Below are 26,075 nucleotides of genomic sequence, written 5' to 3'. Positions count from 1 at the left end.
CGGAAACGAAAATATGAATGAATCGACGCAACGCCGAACCGGACTAACGCGGCAAATGGGATTGTTGGGACTCGCAGCAACCGGCATCTGTTCGATGATGGGCGCATCCATCAATATTGTGCCGTTTATGCTGCAACGCAACGTGCCGGAAATCGGGCCAAATGTGGTTTATGCCTACCTGTTTGCGATTATTCCGGCAGTGCTGGCGGCTTTGCCATATGCAATTTTGGCATCCGCGATGCCACGGGCGGGCGGCAGTTATGTGTATGCCAGCCGTGCGCTCAATCCTTATCTCGGTTTTGTGGCCAGCTTTTCCCAATGGTTTGGGCTGTCGATTGCAATTGGTGTGGTTTCGTATGTCATTGTGCCGTTTGTGCGCGATATTTTTGATGCGCTCGGCTGGACGGGTGTTGTCGCGTTTCTGGAAATTCCCAACATCCGGTTGCTGTTGGCGCTGGCGTTTTTGTGGGTGTTTGTGTGGGTAAATTTGCGCGGTTTGCGGCTGTATGAACGAACGCTCATTCCGTTGATGGTGCTGATGTTTATCACCGGATTTGTGCTGATTATCGCCGGATTTTATTTCAACCAGCAAGATTTTATTGCAGCGACTGCACAAAAAACCGGGCAAATCATCCCGCCGGCGGAACCGTTTTCTTTCAATTTTGGTGCGTTTTTGGCGGCTTCGGCGATTCTGTTTTCCAGCTTTATCGGATTCGATTCGATAGCGCAAGCCGGCGGCGAAGCCAAAAATCCGGGGCGAACGTTGCCACTGGCAATCGGCGTCGCGATCCTCACTGTCGGGTTGTTTGATCTGCTGTTCACCGGCGCTGTTTATCATGCGGTACCGTGGCAATATATTTCACAGGAAGCGCAATTGCGCGATTTAACAGCACCCGGATTGCTCGGCGTTTTGCTGCCGGTTGGCTGGACGGTGCTGATCGTTTCCGGCGCGGCCATCGCGTTGATCAACGATTTGCCCGCGATGCTGCTGTCTGTTTCGCGATTAATGTTTGCATGGGCGGAGGACGGCATTTTCCCAAAATCCGTCGCCAAAGTGCACCCGAAATTCCACACGCCGCAACTAGCAATCGTGCTCAGTGCCTGCATGGCGTCCGTCGGGATTTTGGGCAGCCATTTTGCCGGGGACTTTTTTCTCGGCGTGGATATTTTGGTCACTTCGATGCTCGTCAACTTTTTGCTGATGTCCGTGTCCATTCTTTTTCTACACAGAAAAAATCCCACCATTGCATCGGGAATTACTGTTCTGAAATCACGAAAAATCCAGATTCCGTTGGGTATTTTGGGCGTTTTAACACTTGGCGGATTTCTCGGCGTGCACATTTGGAAAGATATCAACGCGGAAGTCAGCGCATGGTATTTTCATTCAACGCCGGTTTGGTTGGCAGTGATGGCGATCGCCAGCATCATTTATTTTCGCGAAATGCGGAAACTCAAATCATCCGGTGCAGATGTGGATAAAATTTTTGGTAACCTGCCGCCGGAATAAAATATCACAACAACAATCAGGATTTATCGATGAAAAATACTGTTGAACGCATCAAACTTGCGCCGGATCTGAACATTTCCCGGGTGCTCACCGGGCTTTGGCAAATTGCCGATATGGAACGCGATGGCAAACCTCTGGATCCCGTCGCGACTGCCAAACATATGCACGCTTACGCAAATGCCGGGTTCACGACATTTGATATGGCGGATCACTACGGCTCTGCGGAAATTATTTCCGGAGAATTTTTGCGACAAACCGGCACCCCGAATCGGGTCCAATTGTTTACCAAGTGGGTGCCGAAACCCGGCGCTATCAGCGAATCTGATGTTCGCGAAGCGGTGGAACGCGCGCTTGACCGGATGAAAACAGACTGCATCGATTTGTTGCAATTTCACGCTTGGAATTATCCTGATCCCGCATGGCTTGACGGATTGTTCCATCTGCAATCGTTGAAAAAACAGGGACTTATCCGCCATCTCGGATTGACCAATTTTGATACAGCCCATTTGCAAATTGTGGTGAACAGCGGCATCGAAGTTGTGTCGAATCAGGTCTGTTTCTCGCTGATTGACCAACGCCCCGCAGCAAAAATGACGGAATTGTGTCTGCGGCACAATATTAAATTGCTGGCATACGGAACGGTTGCCGGCGGATTTCTGACCGAAAAATGGATCGGAAAAACCGAGCCAACCGCAGCCAATGCCGGAACCTGGTCGCGAATGAAATACAAACGGTTTATCGACGCCGCCGGTGGCTGGCAGCCGTTTCAGCAATTGTTGGAAACGCTTTCCGGCATCGCGAAAAAACACGGCGTTTCGATTGCCAACGTTGCCAGCAGATATATTTTGGAACAACCGGCTGTTGGCGGTGTGATCATCGGCGCGCGGCTTGGTGCCAGCGAACACGTTTCCGAAAACCTTCGATTATTCGATTTTTCGCTGGATGCAGCGGATAAATCGGCAATCGCGGCTGCCCAAACGCAGCTCTCCCCCATTCCCGGCGACAGTGGCGACGAATACCGAAAACCACCCTATCTCACAGCATCGGGCGATTTAAGCCATCACATCGAAAGTATGCCACAGCCGTATCCCACAAAAATCGGGGCAGACGGACGCATGCGAGTACTGAGCGGTACCGTTTGGGAAAAATTTGCCGGATACAGCCGCGCGGTTCGTCACGGCAATCACATTACCGTTTCGGGAACAACGGCAACCCACGGTGACCGTGTGATCGGCGGGAGCGATCCCGCAGCGCAAGCGCACTTCGCCATCGACAAAATCGAGGGCGCGATTCAATCGCTCGGCGGTAGTTTGGCGGATGTGGTTCGCACCCGGATTTTCGTCAAAAATATTGATCAGTGGGAAGCCGTTGCCCGTGCCCACGGCGAACGCTTTGGAGACATTCAGCCGGCAAATACGCTGGTTCAGGCTGCACTCGTGGGTGATCAGTATCTCGTCGAAATTGAAGCGGACGCGATTATTCCTGAATCCCGCTGATCTCCATTTTTCAACGATTTGATTATTAATTTCTGATGTGTTATTTTCAAACGCTATCAAATTTACCTAACGCAAATAAAGTGTAATTTTTGAAATTACAATATAAAATGAGGTGCCGATGCGTACCGCACCACTGAAAAATATCCTGATTTTGTCTTCTCTGTTCGTTTTCTCCACTCTTGTTGCGCAATCCGGCACAGAAATTTTGCGCTTTGACGGCCAAAAATCGATTACTGCGGGTGAGAATTTTCATGCAGGTTTCATTAAGCAATGGCTGTTGGGCAAACATTACCGGCAGGAATGGCTGACAGCTATCAACGCACCGGTGCTCAATTTGCAAACATCCGGCGGCGGATTGCGTCCGCACAAACGCAGCGGTGGATTTCAGTCAAAATCGCTCAGTTTTGTGGCGGCAGACGGCAGCAAATTTCAATTTAGATCGATCGATAAAGATCCCTCCCGGATTTTACCGGAAGAACTTCGCGATACATTTATCACCGGAATTGTGCGGGACCAAAATAGCTCCGCGCATCCGTACGGTCCGGCAATTGTGCCGGTTTTGGCAAAAGCTGCCGGCATTTTACACACAAATCCCAAAGTTGTGGTGTTGCCGGATGTCCCTGCCTTGGGCGAATTTCAAACGGATTTTGGCGGTATCGTCGGGTTTATTGAGGAATTTGCCGCAAATGGTGACAATAATTCCCCGGGTTTTGGCGGATTCAGCCACATTTTGGGAACGCCCGAATTACTGGAATTGTTGGAAAATGATTTCGGGCAATCTGTCGATCAGAAAAATTATCTCACTGCCCGGTTGCTGGATATTTTCATCAGCGATTGGGATCGCCATTTTGACCAATGGCGTTGGGCAAAGATCTCCGGTGGTTCACCCGGCGTTTGGCAACCGATTCCCATCGATCGCGATCAGGCATTTGTAAAATTTGACGGTTTGCTGCCCTCTTTTGCCGAACGGCGCACGGTTGTTCCGCAATTGGAAGGCATCAATAAAAAGAAAACGGATTACTGGAGCATCACTTTTCAGGCGCGACATACGGACAGGCTATTTTTGAACGCGCTGACCGCCGCTGATTTCACCGAAACTGCCGTCGATTTTGTCGCCGCGATGACGGATTCGGTAATCGAATCAGCCGTTCAACAGGTACCGCAGGAAATTTTTCAAATTTCCGGTCCGGCATTGATTGAAACATTGAAAAAGCGGCGCAAAATGATCCCGGAAGCCGCGGCATATTTCTACAAAAATCTGGCGAAAACGCCGGAAATTACTGGGCACGATTTGCCAGAAATTTTAGAAATTGATCGGAGCAAATCCGGGGAAGTTTCGGTAAAAATTAGCCCGGCAAATTCAACGGAAACAAGCGTTTACGAACGCACATTTTTTCCGGGTGAAACCAGAGAGATTCGCATTTTTCTGTTCGGCGGCGATGACCAAATTATCACTTCCGGTGATGCGGAAAAGCGCATTCGCGTTCGGGTGATCGGTGGCAGCGGCGCGGATATTGTCCAAAACGATGCACCGGGAAATCTGCAGATTTACGATCTCGCCGGAAACACGACAATCAGCGGAACGCATTCACCAAATTTTATTTCCGGTAAAATAGATTCTGTTATCAATTGGCACGAATATCAACCGAAAACGCTTTCCCGCGGACAAATGGGCGAGTTTTTCCCGCAAATTGCCTATAATGCAGACGACGGATTTATTTTGGGTATGGGCCACAAAAGGGAATTTTACAGTTTCCGACGCGCCCCGTACGCCGCCAAATTGCGCTTAAACGGGAGTTTTGCAACGGAAACATCGGCTGTTCGATTTGGCGGAAATCTGGAAATTCCGCAGGCGTTTTCCGGTTTTAGCACCGTTTTGGATTTGGGCTACTATCCCAAAGACGTCAGTAATTTTTATGGGTTGGGCAACAGTGCAAAGCCGGATAAATCGTTGGAGCGAAACGATTTTTACAAATTGCAATCCAATCAATATTGGGCAAAAGCAAATCTGCTTCGCCGGTTGAGTTCGCGATCAGTCGTCTATTTTGGTGCAACGCTGCAACATTTTGATACCAGCATTCCCACTGGCGAACGGTTGATTTCACAAACAAAACCGTACGGATTAGATGTAAGCACCATTGCAAAATTTTCAACCGGTATTACCGGTGATTTTCGCGATCTCAGCTATTCGCCGTCAAACGGGTGGTACGCAAATATCAGCGCGGAAGCAGCGCCGAAAACGCTCGACAACGACAGCGCATTTGTGCGCGGTATGTTGGATTTGCGCGGATATTTTTCGCCATTTTCCCGAATTACGCTGGCGTTTCGGGCTTATGGGCAAAAAATTTGGGGCGGTTATCCGTATTATGAAGCTGCGTTTCTCGGTGGACCAACTTCGTTGCGCGGCTTCCTTTTTCAGCGATACGGTGGCGATTCCGCTCTGCTCGGAAACTCGGAACTTCGCTTCAAGATTGTTCGAGGTTCATTTCTGATCCCAGTAGATTTTGGAATATTGGGATTTACGGATATTGGTCACGTTTGGATCGAAAACGAGTCCAGCGAAAACTGGCACAATAGCGTTGGTGGTGGTATTTGGTTGATTCCTGCAGTCGGCGAAATGGCATTCTCGTTGGTTGCCGCAAACTCAGATGAAGGACTGCGGTTTCACCTCATCAGTGGATTTTCATTTTGACTCACCTTGTCCAACCCACCCACAAACAGCAACTTTTGTTCACCAAAAATTATGCTCATCCCAATCAAAATTTTTTGATATTATTAAGGAATGCGCTATCTTGGCTTATCTGCGCAAATGTGTCGAGCGTCATTGTTTAATGAATTAAGGGGGATTTGAAATGTTTTTAGCGATCAGAAATTTCGCAATCCCGTTACTTGTGATAGTAAGTTTATTATTAACAAATAGTTGCGAGCAACAAAATGCGCAACCCAGCACATCACAAATAGCCAAGGATACGGCGGAATTATCAACCGGAAAGATCTCAACTGCGCCCGAAATATCTGCGAAAGAAGTGCCTGAGCCTATTGTTGATATCGATATGCAGGAAATCAAAAAGCGGGGCAGGTTGGTTGCGCTGACCGGATACAGCGCCAGCAGCTATTTTGTTTACAAAGGGCAACCGATGGGGTTTGAATATGAACTACTCCATATGCTCGCGGATTATTTAAATGTTGCATTGGATATCGTTGTTGTCAAAGATTTGGATCATATTTTTGACAACCTGAACGCCGGTGAGGGCGATTTGGTGGCTTACAACATGACGGTCACCAAAAGCCGGTTGAAACGGGTTGATTTTACGGATCACCACACGCTGATCCGGCAAGTGCTAATCCAGCGTATGCCGGGTAACTGGCGGCAGATGAAACGACACGAAATCGATAAAATGCTGATTACCAATCCGGTCGATCTGATAGGCAAACGGGTTCATGTCCGGAAAGGCTCATCGTATTACCTCCGGCTGGTCAATTTAGCCGATGAAATTGGCGGTGATATCGAAATTGTCGAAGTTCCCGGCGATATTTCTACCGAATCGCTAATTGCACAAGTTGCCAACGGCGAAATAGATTACACAGTCGCGGATGAAAATATTGCCCAAATCAACGCCGCATATCATCAAAATATTGATATCGGGCTGGCAATCAGCTTGCCGCAACGCATCGCATGGGCAATCCGTCGCAACTCGCCAAAACTGCGCGAGAACATCAACAAATGGCTGGATCAAATGCGCACAGAACCGACATATAATGTGCTTTATGCTAAATATCATCAAAACAAACGCTTTTACAGCCAACGGGTTCGCAGCGAATTTTTCTCGATGACCGGCGACAAAATATCGCCATACGACGATATTTTGAAAGCTAAATCGGTTGAGGTTGGCTGGGATTGGCGGTTGATAGCCGCGTTGGTTTTTCAGGAATCGCAGTTCGATCCGGAGGCAAGTTCTTGGGCCGGCGCCAAAGGGCTCATGCAATTGATGCCCGCAACCGCCAAACAATTCGGTGCAAAAGATCGCGCAAACCCCGAACAAAACTTGTCTGCCGGTGCCAAATATCTGGAATGGCTGCTAAATTATTGGAAAGATATTCCTGATTCGACAGATCGCATCAAATTTGTGCTGGCATCCTACAACACCGGTCAGGGGCACGTGGAAGACGCCCGCAGGCTGGCCATCAAATACAATAAAAACCCCGATTTGTGGGAAAATAATGTCGCAGAATATTTGCTCAATAAATCGCAGGAAAAATATTTTAATGACGAAGTGGTGCAATTCGGATATTGTCGCGGCGAGGAACCGGTAAATTACGTAACGGAAATTTTAGCACGATATCAGGATTATCAAAAGTTTATCAGCGAATAGATTATGGGTAAAATTTCCTTCAGGGAATCGTTTTCAAAGGATTTGGGCATTTTACTGCCAAGTATCACCGCGGGTTTGGTGAACGGGATATTAATCGTTATTTTCCAGAGTGCGTATGCGGCGTTGATTTTTTCGGGGCCGCTATCCGAATTTGCTGCTCGCGGAATGGGTGTGATGTTGTTCGGCGCTTTTGCGATGGGTTCGATTATCGCATTAACCAGCGCATTTCAAAGCACCGTAACGGCTCCGCAGGATGCACCAACCGCCATTCTCGCGATTGTTGCCGGCAGTATTGCCGGCAGTGGCGTGGGACTTGCCGGTGAATCGTTGTTTATTACGGTTGTCGCGGCCATTGCCTTAACCGCGTTAGTTACCGGCGTCAGTTTTTTGTTATTGGGCTGGTTTCAACTGGGGAATCTGGTTCGATTTATCCCCTACCCTGTTGTTGGCGGCTTTTTGGCGGGCACTGGTTGGGTTTTGGTAAAAGGGGCGCTCGGCATCATCGCCGGCGAGAAACTGACGATTAAAAGCATTCCTGTTTTCCTCCAAACAGAAATGTTATTAAAATGGTTGCCCGGTCTTTTTTTTGCCGTGCTATTATTGGTTTTAATGCGAAAATTCCGGCATTTTTTTACGATGCCCGGTGCTATTTTGGTCGCATTTGTTTCATTTTACCTCATCTTATTGCTAACTGGAACGCCGGTTTCCCATGCCGGTGAAGAAGGCTGGTTGATGGATCAATTCCGTGGCGGTGCTGTATTTTCACCGCTGATGACGCAGGATACGACTCAAATTCACTGGGATTCTATCTGGCAACAATATGGCGATCTCGGCTCGATAACCATCATCAGCATTATTTCATTATTATTGAATGCCAGTGGATTGGAGCTGATCGCACGCCGGGAAATCGATCTCAACCGGGAGTTGCGTGCATCCGGTTTGGCGAATCTTGCCAGCGCAATCGGCGGCAGTTCTGTCGGATATATGTCTCTCAGTTTGACGGCGCTCAGCCACCGAATCGGTTCGCGAAGCCGGATTTCCGGGCTTGTATCTGCCGGAATTTGCGGCGCGACACTGTTGTTCGGCTGGGCGCTGCCGTCCTATTTTCCACGCCCGCTGCTCGCCGGATTGCTGATTTATCTCGGGCTGACATTTTTGGTGGAATGGCTTTACAATGCCTGGTTCAAATTGCCGCGAATTGAATATGTGCTGGTGATCCTCATTTTAATGGTCATTATTATTTTTGGATTTTTGCCCGGAATGGCTGTCGGTACTGCGGTGGCAATTGTATTGTTTGTGATTAACTACAGCCGCATCGATGTGGTAAAGCATGTGCTCACCGGTGAAAATTTCCAAAGCAATGTGGATCGCCCCAGCCAAGACGCGCAGCTACTGAAAAAACATGGCAATACATTGTATGTCATGCAATTGCAGGGCTTTCTCTTTTTTGGCACAGCGAACAATATTCTGGCGACCGTTCGGGTTCGCGCCCTGAACGCACCCTTGCCCAGCCTCAGATATGTGTTGCTCGATTTCCGGCTGGTTACCGGGCTCGATTCATCTGCATTAAACAGTTTCGAAAAACTAAAAATGCTGGCGCAATCGCAATCGTTTACGCTGATTTTCACCAATCTTTCCGAGATCATGAAACGGCAGTTGGCCGCAGCAAATATCGCGGAAGACGATCAAACCGTCATCTATTTTGACGATCTGGATTACGGGATGGAATGGGTTGAAGAAAAAATGCTGCACCATTTTCCGGATGAAAAATCGGATGGGGAATTTGCCGATATCTCCATTTTGGAATCGATTGTCTCCGGTGCACTGCACCATGATTTACCGCAAGCGACCTTGCGCAATTTCGCAAAACAAATGCACCCGTATTTTGTTCACAAAACAATTCCGGAAAATGAACATCTCATCGTGCAAGGTGCCGAACCGGTTGGTTTATATATTCTGGAATCCGGAAAAGTAACGGCGCAACTGGAGCTAAAAAACGGCACGATTATTCGATTGCGAAAAATGCAACCCGGCACCGTCATCGGCGAATTGAGCGTGTATCTCCAGCGACCGGCAACAGCTTCCGTTGTCACTAATGAAGCTTGCACGGTACTATTTTTGGCCACCCAAAAATTACGGTTAATGGAAGAGGAACACCCTGAACTTGCTGCACTATTTCATCGATTTATTGTGGGGATTTTAGGAGAACGGGTGAATAACAGCAACCAGACATTACGGGCAATGCAGCAGTAAAAAAGGGTTCGTTTTACAGGATACTTACCCGATTTAAAGCATTTGCGCCATTTGTTCTTTTCAAATATCGCCGATCAAACACACCAAAAAATCACTCAAAATTTTTGATCCATCGAATAAATTGCAAAATTCAAAAATGTATGCGTGTTACTTGTTTAGCCGATATTTTTTTTATATAATTGCACTCGGCAATTGAAAATTAATTGCTTGCAAAGGTGATCTTTAATACCCTAAGTTTGTGTCGATTATATAATTTGGATAACATTAATTTTCATCTGAGGTGGTTGATTATTCGGCAATTTTTACGCGCCAGTAACTGCCGCTTAACGTAACAAATCAGTTTTTTCGAAAGGTAGTTTGTCGGAAATGGTTCTTTCTACAAAAGAAAAACTCGTTTTGGGCGAATTGGTCAAAAATTTTATCGATACCGCCACGCCGGTTAGCTCATCATTAATTGCGCAAACCAGCCGTTTAAACATCAGCCCGGCGACGATACGTAATATAATGGCAATGCTGGAATCGCGCGGATATATTTATCAACCGCACACATCCGCCGGAAGAGTGCCGCAAACACCCGCATATCGGGCATATGTGGATATGTTGATGAAAAAAAGTCGTTTATCATTCGACGAAAAAGAGCAGATAACAGTAACGATCAATCCGCTTGAAAATTACGATCTGGAAGATGTGTTAAATGAAGTGACCCGCATTTTAGCGCATTTGTCCAAACAAATCGGGATCATGATGTCGCCCCGTATTGAGCAGGGCATTTTTGAACGGATGGAGTTAATTCCATTATCATCCGAAAAATTACTGGTTATCATCACCGTAAAATCCGGATTTGTGCGGACAATTACGCTGGAAATTTCGCAACTGGTTTCGCCGGACAAATTGAATCTGGTGAGCCAGATATTAAACGAGCGTTTGCAGGGCATGAAAATCTCCGATATCAAACGCACATTTTCGGCAGTCGTGAAAGACATTCAGCACGAAGACACAGGTTTGGTACGAATGTTTTCGCAACGTGTGGACAGGCTGTTCAATTTCAGCGAAGATATCGACCTCTATTTTAAAGGCACGCAAAATATTTTGCAATCGCCGGATTTTCAGGATGTCAGCACGCTGACATCGGTAATGGAAATGCTGGAAACACGCCGCGAACTAGTGAAAATTTTGGCGGAAGCGGATAACGAGCAGCCAACCAGCATCAAAATCGGTGAAGAAATTGATGAACAAAAGATGGCTGCATGCAGCATTATTACCGCTCGCTATCAAATTGGCGACGTGAGCGGTGTTGTCGGAATTATTGGACCAAAACGAATGAATTATAGTAAATTTCTCTCAATTGTTGAATTTACAGCACGCAAAATTTCAGAAATTTATGGCAAAAATTAGTGGGGTTTGGGATGTCAAAACGTGATTATTACGAAATTTTGGGTGTTTCGAGGGATGCCTCTCCAGAGGAAGTCAAAAGCGCCTATCGAAAATTAGCAATGAAATATCACCCGGATCGCAATCAGGATAATCCGGAAGCAGAAGAAAAATTTAAAGAAGTTGGCGAAGCATACGAAGTGCTGAGCCATTCGGAAAAGCGGCAACGATACGACCGTTTCGGACACGATGGTGTTAAAGGCGCTCAGGGATACGATCCGAATTTTGATTTATCCGACGCATTACGGACATTTATGGAAGAAGGGTTCGGGTTCGGATTTGGCGATATTTTTGGCGGCGGACAGCGCCGCGGCGATCGCCGGGAACGCGGACGCGATTTGCAAATCAGCCTCGAACTCGACCTCGAAGAAATTGCCGCCGGTGTAAAAAAGCGATTAAAAATAAACAAACAGGTTCAATGCAACACCTGTAACGGCGAAGGCAGCCGTCCCGGCTCAAAAGCCTCAACCTGCCCGACCTGCCAGGGTGCCGGAGAAGTGCGTCAAGTTTCCCAATCAATTTTTGGACGATTTGTAAACGTAAGCGCCTGTTCGCAATGCCGTGGCAAAGGAACAATCATCACCAATCCCTGCGAAACCTGCCGGGGCGAAGGTCGCGTTCGCGGCGAAGAAACAGTGGAAGTCAATATCCCTGCCGGTGTGATGAGCGGAAATTATCTGTCGGTACAGGGCAAAGGAAACGCAGGACCCAACAGCGGACCCAATGGCGATTTGATTGTAGTGATTCAGGAAAAAGATCATCCGCTGTTTGTCCGGCACGAAAACAATGTGGTATTTGATTATTACGCCAGCTTTCCGGAATTGGCGATGGGCGGTTCCGTGGAAATTCCCACATTAGAAGTTGCCGACAAAGAGCTGCCGCACGAAAACCCGGATCGCTACAAAAAAGTGGAAATAACCATTCCGGCAGGAACGCAGGTTGGCAAGGTTTTCCGGTTGCGCGGAAAAGGAATCCCCGAATTGCGCAGCCACAGCAAAGGCGATTTTCTGGTTCAGATAAAGGTCTGGATTCCCACAAAATTGAGCGCCAGAGACAAAGAATTATTGGGAGATTTGCTCAAATCTGAAAATATTCAAGCGCCCAAAAAGGAAAAAGGTTTTTTCCAGCGATTGAAAGAAGTATTGAATTTTGAATAAACGCAGGTTTTTCGCAGTGAAAAATCTGCACCAATGTGCACAACGTGCACCTGTTTTTCCCACAAAAAATGCACTAAATAGATGAAATTTTCAAAAAGCCAGCTTTCGGCGATGTTGTATTTTGCAGCTATCGCGATTTTGTTAATGGGCGGTGAGAATCTCGCGAGTCTGATTTATCCCACTGAGCCGTACGATTTTAGCGCGTTTGAAACCGAATTTCGGATGCAGAAGCAACAAATATCGCAATCAACAATTGAAACTGGCGACTCGCTTTTTGCCGATTCCACAAATACACCATATGCGCAGCCATTACTTCCGCAACAGCAACCAAAATCAAGCAAAACGTCCCGCAACAAAAAAGCGATTGGTAAAGTTAATATCAACACTGCTACCCTCGCGGAACTGGAAACCTTGCCGCGAATCGGGCCAGCAATTGCCGCACGTATCATTGCTTATCGCACAGAAATCGGTAATTTTTCGAACATTGAGGAATTGAAATCGGTTAAAGGAATCGGTGCAAAAACGTTTAATAATCTGAGACATTTGATCGATGTAAAATAAAATCGTACCGATTATTCCCCGAAATATGCGCTGAAATAATGCAACCAAACAAAAAAGCGAACATAGATGCTCGCTTTTTTGTTGTTTATAATGTGAATTTAACAGTTTTATTTCGCCGCATCTTTTTTGGCGACAGAATGCATCACTCCCTGCATCATCAAATAATGCCCCGGAAAACTGCAAATATATGGATAATCGCCCGGTTCTGGCGCTGTAAAAACCACCTCGTTTTTCTCTCCGGGTTTGGTGATCTCGGTGTAAAACAGTACTGCCGGATCGACAGGAATATAGCCCTTATCTGCACCTGCTTGTATAGCAGCGATTCCGATTTTTGCTTTATCTGTCTCCGGTTTCAGGATAACGACGTTGTGCAGCATCGCTTCCGATGTTGCTGTGTTTTCCATAATTACCCGAACTTTGCTGCCGGCAGTTACCGTAAATTCCGTGGTTTCGTATAACATTTGATCGCCAACAGGTTTTATAACGATTTCCAGATCAACCTTTTCTTTCACGGCATCTTGCCCAAAGCCGACTTGACTCACACTGAAAACAATCGCAAATATTGCCATTGCAATCATTTTTTGGGATGAAAATCTATTCATAAATAATATCCTCGATTTAGATTAATGGACAGATTTACGGATTTTAATCATTCCGTAAATCATTGAATTACAATTAGTTATTAGCCGCGCCGCTGATCCATTTCCGAACAGCGTCAATTTCTCTTTGGGTCAAAGGATCACGCCCAAACGGCATCCGCTGACCAACAATATTGGTGCCGACAATTTTGAGGAATAGATAACTGCTGTCCGGTTGGCCGGGTTCTATCCGGTCAAATTCCGGTTTTTCGATGCTGGGCACATTCACCAAATTTTGATACGCCACACCATCGCTCAAATCCAGTACACCCGGCAACTGGCTGGAACCGCCAACATGACAGCCGGACAAAGCGCATTTTGTGTTCAGAATATTCCGCTGAATAGCGCTGAATGTTGCCAAAGTATCCACTTCGTTGGAACCCGGCGGAATCGGCTGCGGCTCTGTGAGCGCGAGATGCTCACAACCGCTCAACACAAGATGTAACATGAAACAAAAGCCAAACAGCTTCAAAAAACGTGCATATAATTTCAAACGTCGCATAAATGTTCTCCTTTAGAATTGTAGCGGTCTAAATATGTTAAAACCCAGCCGGAAATCGCCTTCACCGAGGTCCAGCCCGCCGCCGCGCATGTATTGATCCGTTGTGAGACCGGCAGAATTGGTGACAATAATCTGGAAAGCGTGCGCACCGACAGATAATTCGATGCCGCCGCCCCAGGTGTCAAACCGGTTGATTTCGCCAAAAGTTGCGGTTGGTGTGTATCCGCTGATGATCGGCACCCATTCGCCAATCAGGGAAATGGATTTCCAGACATGCGCCCGACCGCCAACGCCGATGGTTATCAGGGCATCCTCGCCATCGGTTTCGCTATCCTGATTGAGCAGTATTCCGGGTGATACTGTAAGTCCAACATTTTCATGCAGTTGGCTGGATAAAATCGCCTGAAAACTGTATTTGAAAGCTTCCGATCGCATGCGATCCAATCCCGGTCTTTTCTCACTTTGCCAGTTAATTGACGTTTGCACAGCCGCAGCAACCGGAAATTTATCACCGGGATATTGCTGTTTTATACCATATTTGACATCCAGTTGAACGTTATCTGCGGCATTACTGCGCCCCAAATTGACAAAAAGGTTATTCGTAAACGCGTATCCCAAATTAAGGAAAATGATGCCCGAGCCATCCAGCCCGAAGAAGGTATCGTATCCGGTGTCCAGTTTTGGGAAAAAACGGTGGCTGATCAAAAACAGATAATTTCCGCGATCAACCATCCGCGCGGTTGGGATATTCACCACTTTCCAGGCGTTGAATGGCAGCACCGGATCGGGGCTAGGCGCTTCCAGATTGGCGACATCTGCCGCTTTCATCTGTTTGATCCATTCAATAATTGTCGCGATTTGGGCACTGCTCAACGGATCACGGCCAAAGGGCATTTTTTGACCGATAATGCCTTCCGCACCCATTATTTTTTGAACGAGATAGCTACTGTCCGGCTCTCCCGGTTTAATCCGAAGCATTTTCGGATTTTCAATACTGGGCTGATTTACGGTGCGCTGCAAAAATTCATCTTCGGTTAGTTTCAAGTTCATCATCGGCGGTGTGCCGGCATGACAACCTGCTAACGCGCAGTTTTCTGCAAAAATATTGATGACCTGACTTTCCAGATCGCCGGATTGCAGTTGTGTATTAAATCCGGTATCTGCGGCAAGTTCGCCAATAAATAGAAAAGCCATCAAACTGCTCAAAACAAAATGCCATGATGAACATCGACACCTTTTTAATCGAAGACTCAAAAGCATAGGATCTCCTCCAGTTGTTGTGTTATAAAATGCAGCGGCGATTAATTTGTGTTGTGAAAATTACTGTTTAGACATCTATCAGATAGCAAAAACCATTCCACTATTAGTCATCTGTTTTTGTCCGGATTTTTAGATTGAGTTGTGAAATTAAACGAACATCTTTATTTTGAAAAACTGTGAGAAAACAGTAATGATAATGGAGATTGAATGAAACATAATCAATTGATTAGTGGGCTCATAATTGCATTTTTAACGCTGATCGGATGTGCGGAAAATATTACTGAAAGTGCCCCAACTGTTTTTGATAACGGCAGTGGTGTTCAATCAATTCGGGCGAAATTTTCTTCGATACAAGATTCTGTATTTACTCCGTTGTGTGCATCCGGAAACTGCCACGGTGGTGCTGTTCGTCCGGAACTTACTGCGGGGAAGGCATATGCGCAAATTGTAAATGTTCCCAATTCGCAAAACCCGGGATTGGACAGGATCGAACCCGGCTTTCCGGAACAAAGCTATTTGCTTCTGAAAATATCCGGCGAAAATATTCTCGGTACCCGCATGCCACTCGGTTTACCGCCGCTCTCCCAATCTGTTATCGATTCTATTCAGGTTTGGATTGAAAATGGAGCACTGCCGGATTAAACCAGAATGAACACTCCGATTATACAAAGGAAATTTTAATATGCGAAGTTTTTTGCTCGTTCTTTTGCTATCATTTTTCCAAAATACAGTTTTTGCATCAGAATGGCAGGTTGATACATCTGCGAAAAATCTGGTTCAGTTTACATCGGAAGTTGTGGTGTTAACATTTGATGGTGTAACGGACAACATCGACGGCTATCTGTATTGGGAAGGCGATTCGATGTTTCAAACGAACAGCAAGCTCTATTTTGAAGTGGATTTGAACACCCTCGAAACCGGAATGAGCAAACGCGATCGTGATATGCGCGATGTGCTGGAAACCCCAAAATGGCAGTTTACCTCATTTGAAGGACAGATTTCTTCGGTCGAAAAAATTGATTCGACGGTAACAGCATTTCAAATTTGGACAACCGGCAAGATGTTCATCCATGGTGTATCCCAAGAAATGGAAATACCGGGGATTGTTACCATTGAAACTGACGGGCGTATGCGCGTCGTTTGCGATTTCGTGGTGTTGCTCTCCGATTTTAACATCGAAGCGCCATCACTGGCTGCTTTTGTGAAGGTGAGCAATGAAATAAAGCTGCATCTCGATTTTTATCTAAACGAAAGTAAATAATAATTTTACAGCGATAATTCAGCGGTCAAACCGGAGGAAAAACAATTGCAAAAAATAGCGATTTTATTTTGCGTCAGCGTGTTGTGGCTATCCATAGAATGCATCGCACAGCCGAAATGGCAGCGCAGCGAACCGCCAAAAACAGTGGATCTGGCACTATTCCATTCACCGATGACCGCCAATTTTCCGACAACCGAAACCTTGGGCAAAGGCGATTTTATGTATGAAATTTCGCACAGGTTTTTGCCTGCAATAAAAGAAGGATTTCGTGCATTTTGGGGCATCGACGGACCGGCGCAAATTCGTACAGCCATCAGCTACGGCATCACCAACAAAATAATGGTTTCACTCGGGCACAGCAACTTGCTGGACAATATGGATTTGCAGCTAAAGCTAAAATTATTCCAGATTCGCAGCGAAACGCTCCCCGGAGTTATTGCGATTCGCGGTGGCATTGCGGTAAATACGGAAGTGCCGGAATCGCTGAATCGCGGCAGCCTCGCCGGAGAAAACTTCCAATATTATACCCAACTGGTTTACAACACGATGCTGTTCAACAAAAAATTTGGGATCGGCATTGTGCCATCATATTTATACAACAGCAATATTTTTACGGTTGAAAATCAGTACACGTTTACGCTCGGAAATTATTACCAATTTTATCTGAACCAAATGTGGAGTTTTTGGCTGGAGCTAAATCCCATTATTTCTGGATATCAGGGATTTGTCCGTGCTGATGAACTGGGCACAAAATCGCACAATCATTTTGCAACCGGGCTGGACATCGAAACCGGCGGGCACGTTTTTCATTTGTTTGTCACAAACAACAGCCGGATCAATCCCTCGCAATTTATTGTGGGCTCGGATAAATCAGCCGAAATAGATCATCTGCGATTGGGATTTGGCATCACCCGCCATTTTTAATGGCGAAGAAATACCACCTATTTCATTGCCCAAACGCCCTGATACGCCAATTTTACCTTACTGAATCCCGCTGTTTTGAGCCGTTCCGCGGCGCGCTCCGGCAAACCGCGTTTGCGCGTTTCGCGATTGGGATCGCCGGTGTAGTGATACATTTTGCCGCGATGTTGCAATACGCGAAAGCACTCATTATAAAACTGCTGTTCGTACAAACCGGGTGAGAGCGAAAATCTTGGTGGATCGTGCAATATGCCGGCAAAACTGCGGTCATCCAACGTTTTGATAATTTCGGCACTGTCGCCGCGACGCAACTCGATTTTCGGCGATTCGAACAACGCGCGGCTGAACGGATTATCCCGGCAGAGTGCGAGCATATTTTCATCCCGTTCGATGCACAACACGCCGGAAATTTCATTTTTCGCCGCCAACGCAGAAGCCGTGTAACCCAATCCGCAACAGGTATCCAGCATTTTACCGTGCACTTTACCTAACGCTTTTAGCTTGCGATCGGTGTCTATTTCCGGGTTGCCATCCTGCGTCACGTGCATTTTTATGCCGCTGATTTCAACTGTTGGCGGTTTTTCCGGTGCTACAAAAATCATTTTGTAAAATTTCCCGGTCGATTCGTCAAAGCGCTGCCATTTTTGCCATTCGCCATCGCGAAATATGAGCAATGTTCGTCCATCCGCATCAACCCGAATAGATTCGCTAAATTCAATATTATTATTAGCTTCAGTCAATTTTGTTAATTATTCCCAAAAAAATGTTGTAGGATGTTAAATATGATTTTAAGTTTTGAGTGTGAACAGATTGTCATTCAAACCAATCGAAGGGATAAGCAATGAATAAATTATCATTAATTTTTGCGCTATGTGCAATATTTACAATAGCTTCGTATGCGCAGGATTCAACGGCGCTGCAGGTGGATGAGCTGGTTATTTGCACATCTGTGGAAGATCGCCAACCTGTTGGTGCAGACACCGCGTTCAGCAGCACAACCGAACAACTGTATTGTTTCACCAAAATTTCCGGTGCAACCGATTCTGTTCAGGTTTCGCATGTGTGGTATCATGGCGATACCGAGCGCAGCAAAGTTGATCTGAACATAAAAGGCAGCCCGTGGCGAACCTGGAGCTCCAAAACACTCGCCCCGGAATGGACGGGAAGCTGGCGGGTTGATGTGGTCGACGCTGCCGGAAACGTGCTCAAAAGTGCAACCTTTTCCGTAAACTGATTGCAACTAAAATTAATTTGATTGATGTATCCGCTGGAATTTTGATAAATCCGGCGGATATTCTTTTTTCCGGTTTCGCTCGAAATTGTAAACCGCACGACCCAATGCCGCCAAAAACGGTTTTCCGACCGTGTCGTATTCGTAGGTGTCGTCGTTGTAAATCTGGTTGTCGTTAACCTGAATGACAGCCGTTAGAAAAAACTCCACATTTTCTTTAAAATCAACAATATAGGCATTCTCGATCAGATAGCCGTACGCACCGCCGGATTTGCTGAAAATACGAATTCGCGGTGGAATTTTCTCTTTTCGATCGCCGAACATCAGTGTTTTGGCGTTGCCGTCAATTTGCGTGAGTGAATCCGGGTATTTCGGATCATCGCTTTCGCGCGGCAGCATCGATAAATACCGTCGCAAAAAAAGATAATCTTCATCCGTCAGCCGGAAACGCTGCGCCGGCGGATAACTCTCCGGAAAAATAATTCGCCGCAAAACGCCATGCAAATCCGGCAGCGGCGTGTAATTCGAATGGCTGAAATCGATCGATTCTTCGATCAATTTGTCACCGCTCATGTAGCCTCTCCCCTGCTTCACCCCGTCCATTCTCACCTGCATTTTATCCGGATTATAGGATTGCGGTTGCTGATAAATCAGCTTTTCGCCATCATAAAAATTGAACGGATTGCCATATTGCTGCATTTCCGGCGTTCCGGGGACGGATAATCGCCGGAGAATTTTTGTGTCGGTCATCCCTTTTTCCCACAGCCGTTGATTGAAATCGCGCTGTCCGACAAACTCAAATAAGCGATTGAAGGCATCGTTATCGCTGACCAGCAGAATTTTTTTGATGTAATGCGCGATGCTGGCTTTGCCGCTGGCTGCGGACGAATCGCCGGTTACCGCCGTTTGTCCGGCGGATGCGCTGTCAATGGTCAGCGGACTGGATTTGTCCAATCCCGCAATGTTCAGATCGTTCAATTTTTCGAGCGCCAGCGCTGTTGCCGCCAGTTTTACGCTGCTGGCGGGATAAAAATATTCGTCCATTTTCAAATTAAAATCGTATTGGGAAAACGACGGTTGGTTATCGCTGTCGCGATCAATTTGGGTGTATAAAATTTGTAACCGGTATTTATCCGGTTCAGCCAAAATTGGAGCAAATTGTTTTGGCAACCGACTCAAGATTTCGGGCAGCGGATTGGTATCCATTTTCTCTGTGATTCCTTTTTTTGAATGGCAACTCACGAAAATACTGAATGCGAACATCAGGATGAATAATCGTAACTTCAATGTTTACTCCGGTTTATGTTCCAAAATAAAACAAGCGACGTTTGACGGTCGCTTGCTTCCTTGCCAAAGAGAAATCAAATTTTCAAGCTTAGTATCGAAAAAATATCCGGTAAAAATTAACGAATCAACTGCATTTTGCGAACCTGAATGACATCGCCAACCCGCAATTGATACAAATACACACCGCTGGCAACCGGCTGACCGCTGCTGTTTTGAGCATTCCAGCGCACTTCATATTGTCCGGGTGATAATTTTTCGCTGACGAGTTTGCGCACCAATTGTCCCCGTAAATTGAAAATATTGAGCTGCACATCTGCGGATTCGTTACCGGAAATATCGAACGCGATGGTTGTTTCCGGGTTGAAGGGATTGGGATAATTTTGCGCCAGCGAAAAATGCTCCGGCACGCTGGTTCCGGCAACCGGCTCGATACCGACAACACCATCGCTCAAAAACGTCAGCACACGATGCATCAACTCATCCCGAACGGATTCCGGATAAATTGTTTCAAACGGGAATCCGAGATACACCAGACGCCCCGTTTCCGTTCCGTTTCCAAACGTGCCGCTGTATTGCACGCCGGCACCGCCAAATGTTGATGGCGTAAAACCGGTGTAGCTCAAACACAATTGCGCACCGGTTCGCGGGTTGATGCCATCGGGATAATCCACATTGTAGGTGCCGTGGTTTCCGTCATCGAAAAAGAAGTTGCCCATTCCGTCAAAAATACCACCGGAGACCGCGCTCGCGCTGTGGGTGCTCACCTGATCGCGGACATATTGGGTTTTCAGAAAATTGTTGTAAAACGCCTGATCTGCGGATGAACCCTGTGCAATCAAATCGTATCCGATTTCCGAACCGCTGATAAACAGCCGCCCGCCCGATTCCAGATACGCCGAAACGAAGCTTTGTTCCAAATTGCTGAAGCTCTCATCCGAGGTGCCTTCTTCGCCGGAAATCCAGATGACCATCGGGTAATTTTCCAGAGAAACGATACCTTCCTGAATGGCTTCGTTGGCGCAGGCGTCAAAACTATATCCCGCATTGACGATAGATGGGGCAAACTGGCGAATAAAATCAAATGTGTTTGTCGTGCCGCTGGTCCGGTCGAAACCGTTGACAACCAGCACATCTGCGTTGTTGTTATCGGGGCGAACGCCCAACATCTCGGTCTGGTTGCTTTCGCCATTTCCGTTGACCGCGCTAACGCGGAAAAAATATGTAGTGTCTGTCGAAAGCGTGGTGAGCACGTTTGCAGAACTCGGATAATTGGTGCCATCGTTAAAATTGACGCCATCTGAACTGCGATAAATTTCGTAGCTGGTTGCACCGCTGGCAGCCTGAACCGCCACTTTCACATCTCCACTCCCGGTGTTGCTGATATTAAGCGCAGCCGGACGAAGCGGCGGTGCGGTTGAGCCAAACGCATCTGCCAGCGCACCCTGCAACTCCAGTCGCTGACCGTCGTAACTCAACGCCCAAATGCCTGTGCCTTTCAAATTTTTATCTTTGAAAAACTGGAATTTCAGGGCGATGCTCAGGCTGTCATCGTACCAGCCCTGATGCCACTGTGAGCCATCCTGATAGACATACCACGGCGTCAGCGTTTCGGCATCCCAAAGGCGACCGTATGTTTGGGCGTTGGCATACGCGGCGCTGTAAAAAACGCTGGTGCCACTTCCCGTTGTTGCCGCATATTTTTGGTTACTTACTGCTGGCCAATCGAAACCGAAAAACGGCACGGTTTGAATCAATTTCTCGGCATTGCCGCCGGTTTTCGAGAGATAGTCATTCACTGTCCAGGTGATGTTGTAAATGCCCAAACTGGTACCGATCAACGGAGCGTTCGGACCCGTAAAATTGCTGCCGCCATAATGATAATCGTATCCCTGAATGACCAATCCATCGGTGATTTGGGCAAGCGCGTTGTAATCGAAAACACTGTTCCAATCGACTGCGGGCGTAAAAATGGTCACAAATGAACCGGGAATCGCCGAATGGAACGCATCGGTGAGTTCTGTCATGAATGCCGTCAGGTTGCTTCGCTGGCCCGACGGGATGCCTTCGAAATCAATGCTCACGCCATCCGCACCGGCAGATTGAACAGATGCCAGCAGATTGTTCACCAGATTTGTCCGGTTTGTCGGGCTGTTGAGCAATGTTGCCAGTTCTGACGAGTTGAATAAAATTACCGTCAAAACCACCCGGACACCGTTGGCGTGCGCCATGTCGATTAATCCGGCTGCCGGCCAATTGTGATCGTTAGTGATGTTCCCGCTGGCGTTAACATCCGCGCCAAAATATGCTATGGTTGTCAGCAAATCATAATTCAGGTTCGGGTAGGTATTGTAAACCCAATAGGGTAGATAACCAAAGACCTCTTTGCTCGGTGGATTGGTGCGCGCCTGCAACGGTCGCGGCTTTCCAACAAACGGCTTAAGCTGATCTTTTTCAGGTATTTGGTAATCCTTATATTTCTCTTTTTCGAATTGGTGAATACTTCGGAATTCCGGCAATTTTTCCTGCGCAATGAGCACATTTATGCTAAAAACAATCACGAGAGCGATGATTTTTTGAAATAATTTCATGAATTGCAACTTCCCTTTTTGCTGGTAACACATACTTATTTGATGTCAATTAAAACAATCCTCAACGGGTAAAAACGCCCGGCAAATGAAAATGGTTTCTATTTTGGCCAAGCTATTTCATCAATAACAATTTTCGCGTTTCCTGATATGCGGCGCCGGATTGTTGATTTTTTGCCGCAAATCGCGCGAAAAACACACCACTGCTCAGTTGATTCCCGCTGTCATCGCGACCATCCCACACAACCGTGTGGTTTCCCGGTGTTTTTGCTTCATTCAGTAATTTGCGAACCTGTTGCCCGATCGCGTTGAAAATGGTCAATTCAACAGTTGCGGATTGCGGCAGCGCAAATTGCAATGTGGTTGAAGGATTGAACGGATTCGGGTAATTTGGTAGCAGGGCAAATTCACGAACAGTTTCGGTTGAGGCATCCGGTTCATCGATGCCGGTGATGCCGAAAAAGAATTCCGCCACCCGTGCCATAATTTCGGTTCGGTCATCTGCGGTTGCGATTGTTTCGAACGGGAAGGCGAGATAAACCACTTTCCCGGTGCCGCTGTATTGGATGGCTGCAACATCACCGTTACCGTATATCAAGCTGGCGCTGACGCCGTTCACCGGCGCAATAACATCCGGCGCGCTCACCTGATATGGCGATAATCCGAAATTGAGCGAAATGCCATCAAAAATACTGCCGCTGACGCCATCGGCAACGGTTTGATCGGCATCGTCGGTGACAAATTCCGCTTTCAGAATTTCCGCGAGAAACATGCTATCCGCAGCTGTTGCGCTGTCCGAAGCAGCCAAATCCCATGCGATTTCCGAACCGCTCGCGAAAAGATATCCGCCGTTGGTCACATAATTGCGAATCAAATTCTGTTCGTCTGCGCTGAATGACTCGTCAACTTCTGCCTCATCGCCGCTGATCCAAAATACTGCTTCGTACGCGGACAGATCAACAGTGCCGTCCAAAACGGATTCATTCGGCGCGCTGTCGAAGCTGATGCCAAAATCTTTGAGCATCACGCCGGTGGTAAACACAAAATGATGAAACGGCTGTCCCCACCCGTTTCGCCGATCAAAACCATCGACAATCAGCACTTTGTGATCGAAATTGCCGTTGCTCATTCCGTAAACATCCGTGACAACGCTTTCGTTGGGCACGGGCGCGTCATCCACGGCACTCAACCGGAAAAACACATCGCGATTGAGAATTTGCGGAATGATAGTATCGTTAACAACATCGGTGAGAACGTTCTCCCCGCGAAACAAATTCCAGGTTTGATTATCGAAGCTAAAATAGAGCCGGTAACCCAGTAAATCCGTTTCGGTATTGGCTTGCCAAAAAATCCGCATGCCGTTTACAGCTTCGGAAACCAGTCGCATTTGCGGCTGTGCCGGTGCCGTAACATCTTGTTCTTCAATAGTTACGGGCACATACATCGTGTCTGTGTTAAAACGGGTATCTTCTGTAAAAACCATCACCACATATTCGCCGGGTGCGTGGTTGGCGGTATTCCAGAAATTATCGCTGTTCACGTTGTTGGTCACCTGATACACATGGCTGGATGTGCTGGAAAGCGGGCGATAAAAAACAGTGTTAACCACCGAATTGCTCGGTTTGGTATCAAACTGGAAACGAAGCCCGTTATTCGGCGGCTCAAAAACAACGGTGGACGTATCTGCGCTGAACACCTTGTAGCCGATTTTATAGGTGCCATTGTTCAACACAGATGACGAACTGCCGTTCGGTCCATTGCGTTCGTCCACTTTCACAACGATATCCACCGGACCGCTGAGCACATTTCCGCCCAGCAAATTGCTGGTATTATTTTGATAAAACAGCACATATCGGATAATTGGCGACCACGGGTCGTCATACGGCGTGAGCCCGGAATTGGGCAAAATGCTGATTTTTTCTGCACCGGAAAATCCGTTAGTCAAATGCACATGCCCCTGCCCCGGATAAATAGTCCCGACAATCGTTTGCGATGCAATTACCGGATCGCCAACCGACAGCGCCGGATTCGGGATGATGTGCACATACGCCAAATCGTTCACCCGGACATACGAGTTCGACCCGGCGTTGCCGTCGATGGTGCTCACGTTGCCGTTTTTGCAGGCATAAACAGGCGATCCGTCGGCTTTAGGAATATCCGTGCCATTGTGAAAATGTCCGTTTACGCTGGTGCTGCGGTATTCGCAAAAGCTGCCGGTAATCAATTGCGATGAATTAAACGGTGTTACCGGCCACGGAAACTGGGTTTGGGCAACTGCCGGAATCACAGCAGCCATCATCAATAAAATCAAATATTTAGTCATTGCTCTCATAATGTTTTCCGATACATCTGAAATGAATGCCGAAATCCGATTTTCAACACATCGCCGTTTGGCGAAAGTGCTAAACCCGGATGCTCAAAACTGTGTTGAGAAAAATCAAATTGTTGCAACACCTCGCCGTTGCGATTGCGGATTTGAAGCTGTGGCTGCTCGAACAGAAAAATGCCATCGCGAAATTCGTTTTTGGCAACCAGCACCGCGGCATCGCCGCTATTGGCGATGGAAACGGCAGAAATCATTCCGTTTTCCGGTGCAAATTCTGCCTGCCAAAGTTGCGCATTCGCTGAAATGTCGACAGTCAAAACCCGCTGATTATCCGACAAAATCAGATTTGCGCCATTTTCAGAAAAAGCCGCATGTTTGAAAAGAATATCACTCTGCCACACAGCTTCGCCATTTTCATTATATAATGATGCATAGCGTTCGATTGCTCCGCTGGTTTGGTGAACCGTGTATCCGTTCACCAAAAATTGATCGCCGACGGGGTTGATGCGCAATTGATTGGCTGCAAATCCGGGCAAGCGGGTGCGCGAAAGTTCATCGCCGCTGGCGGAAAAAATAATCAGATGCGGCTCGCCATCGGGATTTGGCGCGTTGCTGTCTGCCGGAGCCGCGCCGCGTTTGGTTGCCAGCACTGCAATTTTTTGCCCGTCTGCGCTGATGCGCAAAATCAGCGATCGTTCCAAATCGAAATCTGCATCGGCAAAAAGCGTTATTTCTCGCTGTATTTCGCCACTTGGCGACAGAAACCGCAACTCGCCGGTTGCCGGACGTCCGGTGATCACACTACCATCACGATTGGAAATCGCCATCGCCGGCGCATTTTCGTCGAGATATCGCGGCAGCTTGATTTGGGAAATCAGCTCAAATTGATCATCAAAAATACGCAACTGCCACTCATTTTCCTGATCTTCGCGGGTCGGATTTGCGTCCGATGCAATCGACGCCACATATTTTCCATTCGGCGAAAACAGCGGATTCGGCAAATTTCCGGCTGCCATTTCCGCCATTGCGCCATCAATATTTTCACGATGAAAACCATTTGCATCCGCCCGAAAAATCAGCGGAGATGGACCGTCAAACATCTGCCAGCTATTTACTGGTTTTTGGAACGATTTATCCATAACTTTGACAAATTCTCTGCTATCTTTCTCTGTCTGAAACGCCAGAAAAAGAACTGCTGAAATCAGAAAAAGTGACACGATAATGACTGCTTTTTTCATAAAGATCTCCGAAACAACATTTATTTTGCTCATAGCCAGTTAATCTAT

Annotated in this window: 20 protein-coding genes; 12 read left to right on the top strand and 8 right to left on the bottom strand. The window is 47.1% G+C overall.

Annotated elements, in window-relative coordinates; genetic code table 11:
* Positions 1 to 13: 13 nt before the first annotated feature.
* The 8 genes from H6629_16985 (at position 14) to H6629_16950 (ending at position 12,778) form a co-directional block, all read left to right on the top strand.
* Positions 14 to 1,507: an APC family permease gene (locus H6629_16985; GenBank protein ID MCB9069488.1), complete on the top strand. Its 1,494-nt coding sequence runs from the start codon at positions 14 to 16 to the stop codon at positions 1,505 to 1,507.
* A gap of 29 nt (positions 1,508 to 1,536) precedes the next feature.
* On the top strand, positions 1,537 to 3,003 hold the full coding sequence (locus tag H6629_16980) for an aldo/keto reductase (GenBank protein ID MCB9069487.1): 1,467 nt from the start codon (positions 1,537 to 1,539) through the stop codon (positions 3,001 to 3,003).
* 118 nt (positions 3,004 to 3,121) lie between these two features.
* The gene (locus H6629_16975) at positions 3,122 to 5,695 is read left to right on the top strand and encodes a BamA/TamA family outer membrane protein (GenBank protein ID MCB9069486.1); all 2,574 of its coding nucleotides are present in this window, start codon (positions 3,122 to 3,124) and stop codon (positions 5,693 to 5,695) included.
* Between the two features lie 334 nt (positions 5,696 to 6,029).
* A complete protein-coding gene (locus H6629_16970) occupies positions 6,030 to 7,376 on the top strand; it encodes a transporter substrate-binding domain-containing protein (GenBank protein ID MCB9069485.1) in 1,347 nt (448 codons plus the stop codon).
* Between the two features lie 3 nt (positions 7,377 to 7,379).
* Positions 7,380 to 9,629, top strand: a complete 2,250-nt coding sequence (locus H6629_16965; GenBank protein MCB9069484.1) for an SLC26A/SulP transporter family protein — start codon at positions 7,380 to 7,382, stop codon at positions 9,627 to 9,629.
* 366 nt (positions 9,630 to 9,995) lie between these two features.
* On the top strand, positions 9,996 to 11,024 hold the full coding sequence (hrcA, locus tag H6629_16960; protein MCB9069483.1) for a heat-inducible transcription repressor HrcA: 1,029 nt from the start codon (positions 9,996 to 9,998) through the stop codon (positions 11,022 to 11,024).
* Between the two features lie 11 nt (positions 11,025 to 11,035).
* Complete coding sequence (dnaJ, locus tag H6629_16955) at positions 11,036 to 12,217, top strand: molecular chaperone DnaJ (GenBank protein ID MCB9069482.1); 1,182 nt, start codon at positions 11,036 to 11,038, stop codon at positions 12,215 to 12,217.
* Between the two features lie 81 nt (positions 12,218 to 12,298).
* A complete protein-coding gene (locus H6629_16950) occupies positions 12,299 to 12,778 on the top strand; it encodes a helix-hairpin-helix domain-containing protein (protein ID MCB9069481.1) in 480 nt (159 codons plus the stop codon).
* Between the two features lie 107 nt (positions 12,779 to 12,885).
* Here the strand turns inward: H6629_16950 and H6629_16945 are convergent, their stop codons facing one another.
* From H6629_16945 to H6629_16935, 3 genes are all read right to left on the bottom strand, one after another.
* Positions 12,886 to 13,380, bottom strand: a complete 495-nt coding sequence (locus tag H6629_16945) for a hypothetical protein (protein MCB9069480.1) — start codon at positions 13,378 to 13,380, stop codon at positions 12,886 to 12,888.
* A 73-nt stretch (positions 13,381 to 13,453) separates the two neighbouring features.
* Complete coding sequence (locus H6629_16940) at positions 13,454 to 13,918, bottom strand: hypothetical protein (protein MCB9069479.1); 465 nt, start codon at positions 13,916 to 13,918, stop codon at positions 13,454 to 13,456.
* A 12-nt stretch (positions 13,919 to 13,930) separates the two neighbouring features.
* Complete coding sequence (locus tag H6629_16935) at positions 13,931 to 15,112, bottom strand: hypothetical protein (protein ID MCB9069478.1); 1,182 nt, start codon at positions 15,110 to 15,112, stop codon at positions 13,931 to 13,933.
* A gap of 273 nt (positions 15,113 to 15,385) precedes the next feature.
* Between H6629_16935 and H6629_16930 the strand changes: the two genes are divergently transcribed.
* The 3 genes from H6629_16930 to H6629_16920 are packed head-to-tail and all read left to right on the top strand — an operon-like array spanning position 15,386 to position 17,363.
* Positions 15,386 to 15,820 carry a hypothetical protein gene (locus tag H6629_16930; GenBank protein MCB9069477.1) on the top strand — a complete coding sequence of 145 codons (435 nt, stop codon included), beginning with the start codon at positions 15,386 to 15,388 and terminating at the stop codon, positions 15,818 to 15,820.
* Between the two features lie 40 nt (positions 15,821 to 15,860).
* Positions 15,861 to 16,439, top strand: a complete 579-nt coding sequence (locus tag H6629_16925; protein MCB9069476.1) for a YceI family protein — start codon at positions 15,861 to 15,863, stop codon at positions 16,437 to 16,439.
* Between the two features lie 45 nt (positions 16,440 to 16,484).
* A complete protein-coding gene (locus tag H6629_16920) occupies positions 16,485 to 17,363 on the top strand; it encodes a hypothetical protein (protein MCB9069475.1) in 879 nt (292 codons plus the stop codon).
* A 17-nt stretch (positions 17,364 to 17,380) separates the two neighbouring features.
* Here H6629_16920 and H6629_16915 read toward each other — a convergent pair whose 3' ends face one another.
* Positions 17,381 to 18,034 carry a methyltransferase domain-containing protein gene (locus H6629_16915; protein ID MCB9069474.1) on the bottom strand — a complete coding sequence of 218 codons (654 nt, stop codon included), beginning with the start codon at positions 18,032 to 18,034 and terminating at the stop codon, positions 17,381 to 17,383.
* A gap of 167 nt (positions 18,035 to 18,201) precedes the next feature.
* Between H6629_16915 and H6629_16910 the strand changes: the two genes are divergently transcribed.
* Complete coding sequence (locus tag H6629_16910) at positions 18,202 to 18,594, top strand: DUF2914 domain-containing protein (GenBank protein ID MCB9069473.1); 393 nt, start codon at positions 18,202 to 18,204, stop codon at positions 18,592 to 18,594.
* 12 nt (positions 18,595 to 18,606) lie between these two features.
* On the opposite strand, the gene H6629_16905 is transcribed toward H6629_16910, so the two are convergent.
* From H6629_16905 to H6629_16890, 4 genes are all read right to left on the bottom strand, one after another.
* Positions 18,607 to 19,797, bottom strand: a complete 1,191-nt coding sequence (locus H6629_16905; protein ID MCB9069472.1) for a serine hydrolase — start codon at positions 19,795 to 19,797, stop codon at positions 18,607 to 18,609.
* Positions 19,798 to 19,994: 197 nt separating this feature from the next.
* Positions 19,995 to 22,466: a T9SS type A sorting domain-containing protein gene (locus H6629_16900; protein ID MCB9069471.1), complete on the bottom strand. Its 2,472-nt coding sequence runs from the start codon at positions 22,464 to 22,466 to the stop codon at positions 19,995 to 19,997.
* 112 nt (positions 22,467 to 22,578) lie between these two features.
* Positions 22,579 to 24,795, bottom strand: a complete 2,217-nt coding sequence (locus tag H6629_16895; protein MCB9069470.1) for a hypothetical protein — start codon at positions 24,793 to 24,795, stop codon at positions 22,579 to 22,581.
* Entirely contained in the window at positions 24,792 to 26,027 is a 1,236-nt protein-coding gene (locus tag H6629_16890) for a hypothetical protein (protein MCB9069469.1), read from the bottom strand. The genes H6629_16895 and H6629_16890 overlap by 4 nt, the downstream gene beginning before the upstream one ends.
* Positions 26,028 to 26,075: the final 48 nt, after the last annotated feature.

The organism is Calditrichia bacterium (assembly GCA_020634975.1).
In the GTDB taxonomy this organism is placed as follows: domain Bacteria; phylum Calditrichota; class Calditrichia; order RBG-13-44-9; family J075; genus JACKAQ01.
Note: the sequence above shows the minus strand (reverse complement) of the source record. Positions and strands in the feature narration are given on the sequence as shown.

Coding starts and splice junctions, on each gene's coding strand:
- H6629_16945 (MCB9069480.1), bottom strand. CDS start 13,380: ATGAATAGATTTTCATCCCAAAAAATGATTGCAATGGCAATATTTGCG.
- H6629_16980 (MCB9069487.1), top strand. CDS start 1,537: ATGAAAAATACTGTTGAACGCATCAAACTTGCGCCGGATCTGAACATT.
- H6629_16925 (MCB9069476.1), top strand. CDS start 15,861: ATGCGAAGTTTTTTGCTCGTTCTTTTGCTATCATTTTTCCAAAATACA.
- H6629_16965 (MCB9069484.1), top strand. CDS start 7,380: ATGGGTAAAATTTCCTTCAGGGAATCGTTTTCAAAGGATTTGGGCATT.
- H6629_16985 (MCB9069488.1), top strand. CDS start 14: ATGAATGAATCGACGCAACGCCGAACCGGACTAACGCGGCAAATGGGA.
- H6629_16900 (MCB9069471.1), bottom strand. CDS start 22,466: ATGAAATTATTTCAAAAAATCATCGCTCTCGTGATTGTTTTTAGCATA.
- H6629_16910 (MCB9069473.1), top strand. CDS start 18,202: ATGAATAAATTATCATTAATTTTTGCGCTATGTGCAATATTTACAATA.
- H6629_16905 (MCB9069472.1), bottom strand. CDS start 19,797: ATGGATACCAATCCGCTGCCCGAAATCTTGAGTCGGTTGCCAAAACAA.
- dnaJ (MCB9069482.1), top strand. CDS start 11,036: ATGTCAAAACGTGATTATTACGAAATTTTGGGTGTTTCGAGGGATGCC.
- H6629_16890 (MCB9069469.1), bottom strand. CDS start 26,027: ATGAAAAAAGCAGTCATTATCGTGTCACTTTTTCTGATTTCAGCAGTT.
- H6629_16895 (MCB9069470.1), bottom strand. CDS start 24,795: ATGAGAGCAATGACTAAATATTTGATTTTATTGATGATGGCTGCTGTG.
- H6629_16975 (MCB9069486.1), top strand. CDS start 3,122: ATGCGTACCGCACCACTGAAAAATATCCTGATTTTGTCTTCTCTGTTC.
- H6629_16950 (MCB9069481.1), top strand. CDS start 12,299: ATGAAATTTTCAAAAAGCCAGCTTTCGGCGATGTTGTATTTTGCAGCT.
- hrcA (MCB9069483.1), top strand. CDS start 9,996: ATGGTTCTTTCTACAAAAGAAAAACTCGTTTTGGGCGAATTGGTCAAA.
- H6629_16940 (MCB9069479.1), bottom strand. CDS start 13,918: ATGCGACGTTTGAAATTATATGCACGTTTTTTGAAGCTGTTTGGCTTT.
- H6629_16930 (MCB9069477.1), top strand. CDS start 15,386: ATGAAACATAATCAATTGATTAGTGGGCTCATAATTGCATTTTTAACG.
- H6629_16935 (MCB9069478.1), bottom strand. CDS start 15,112: ATGGCTTTTCTATTTATTGGCGAACTTGCCGCAGATACCGGATTTAAT.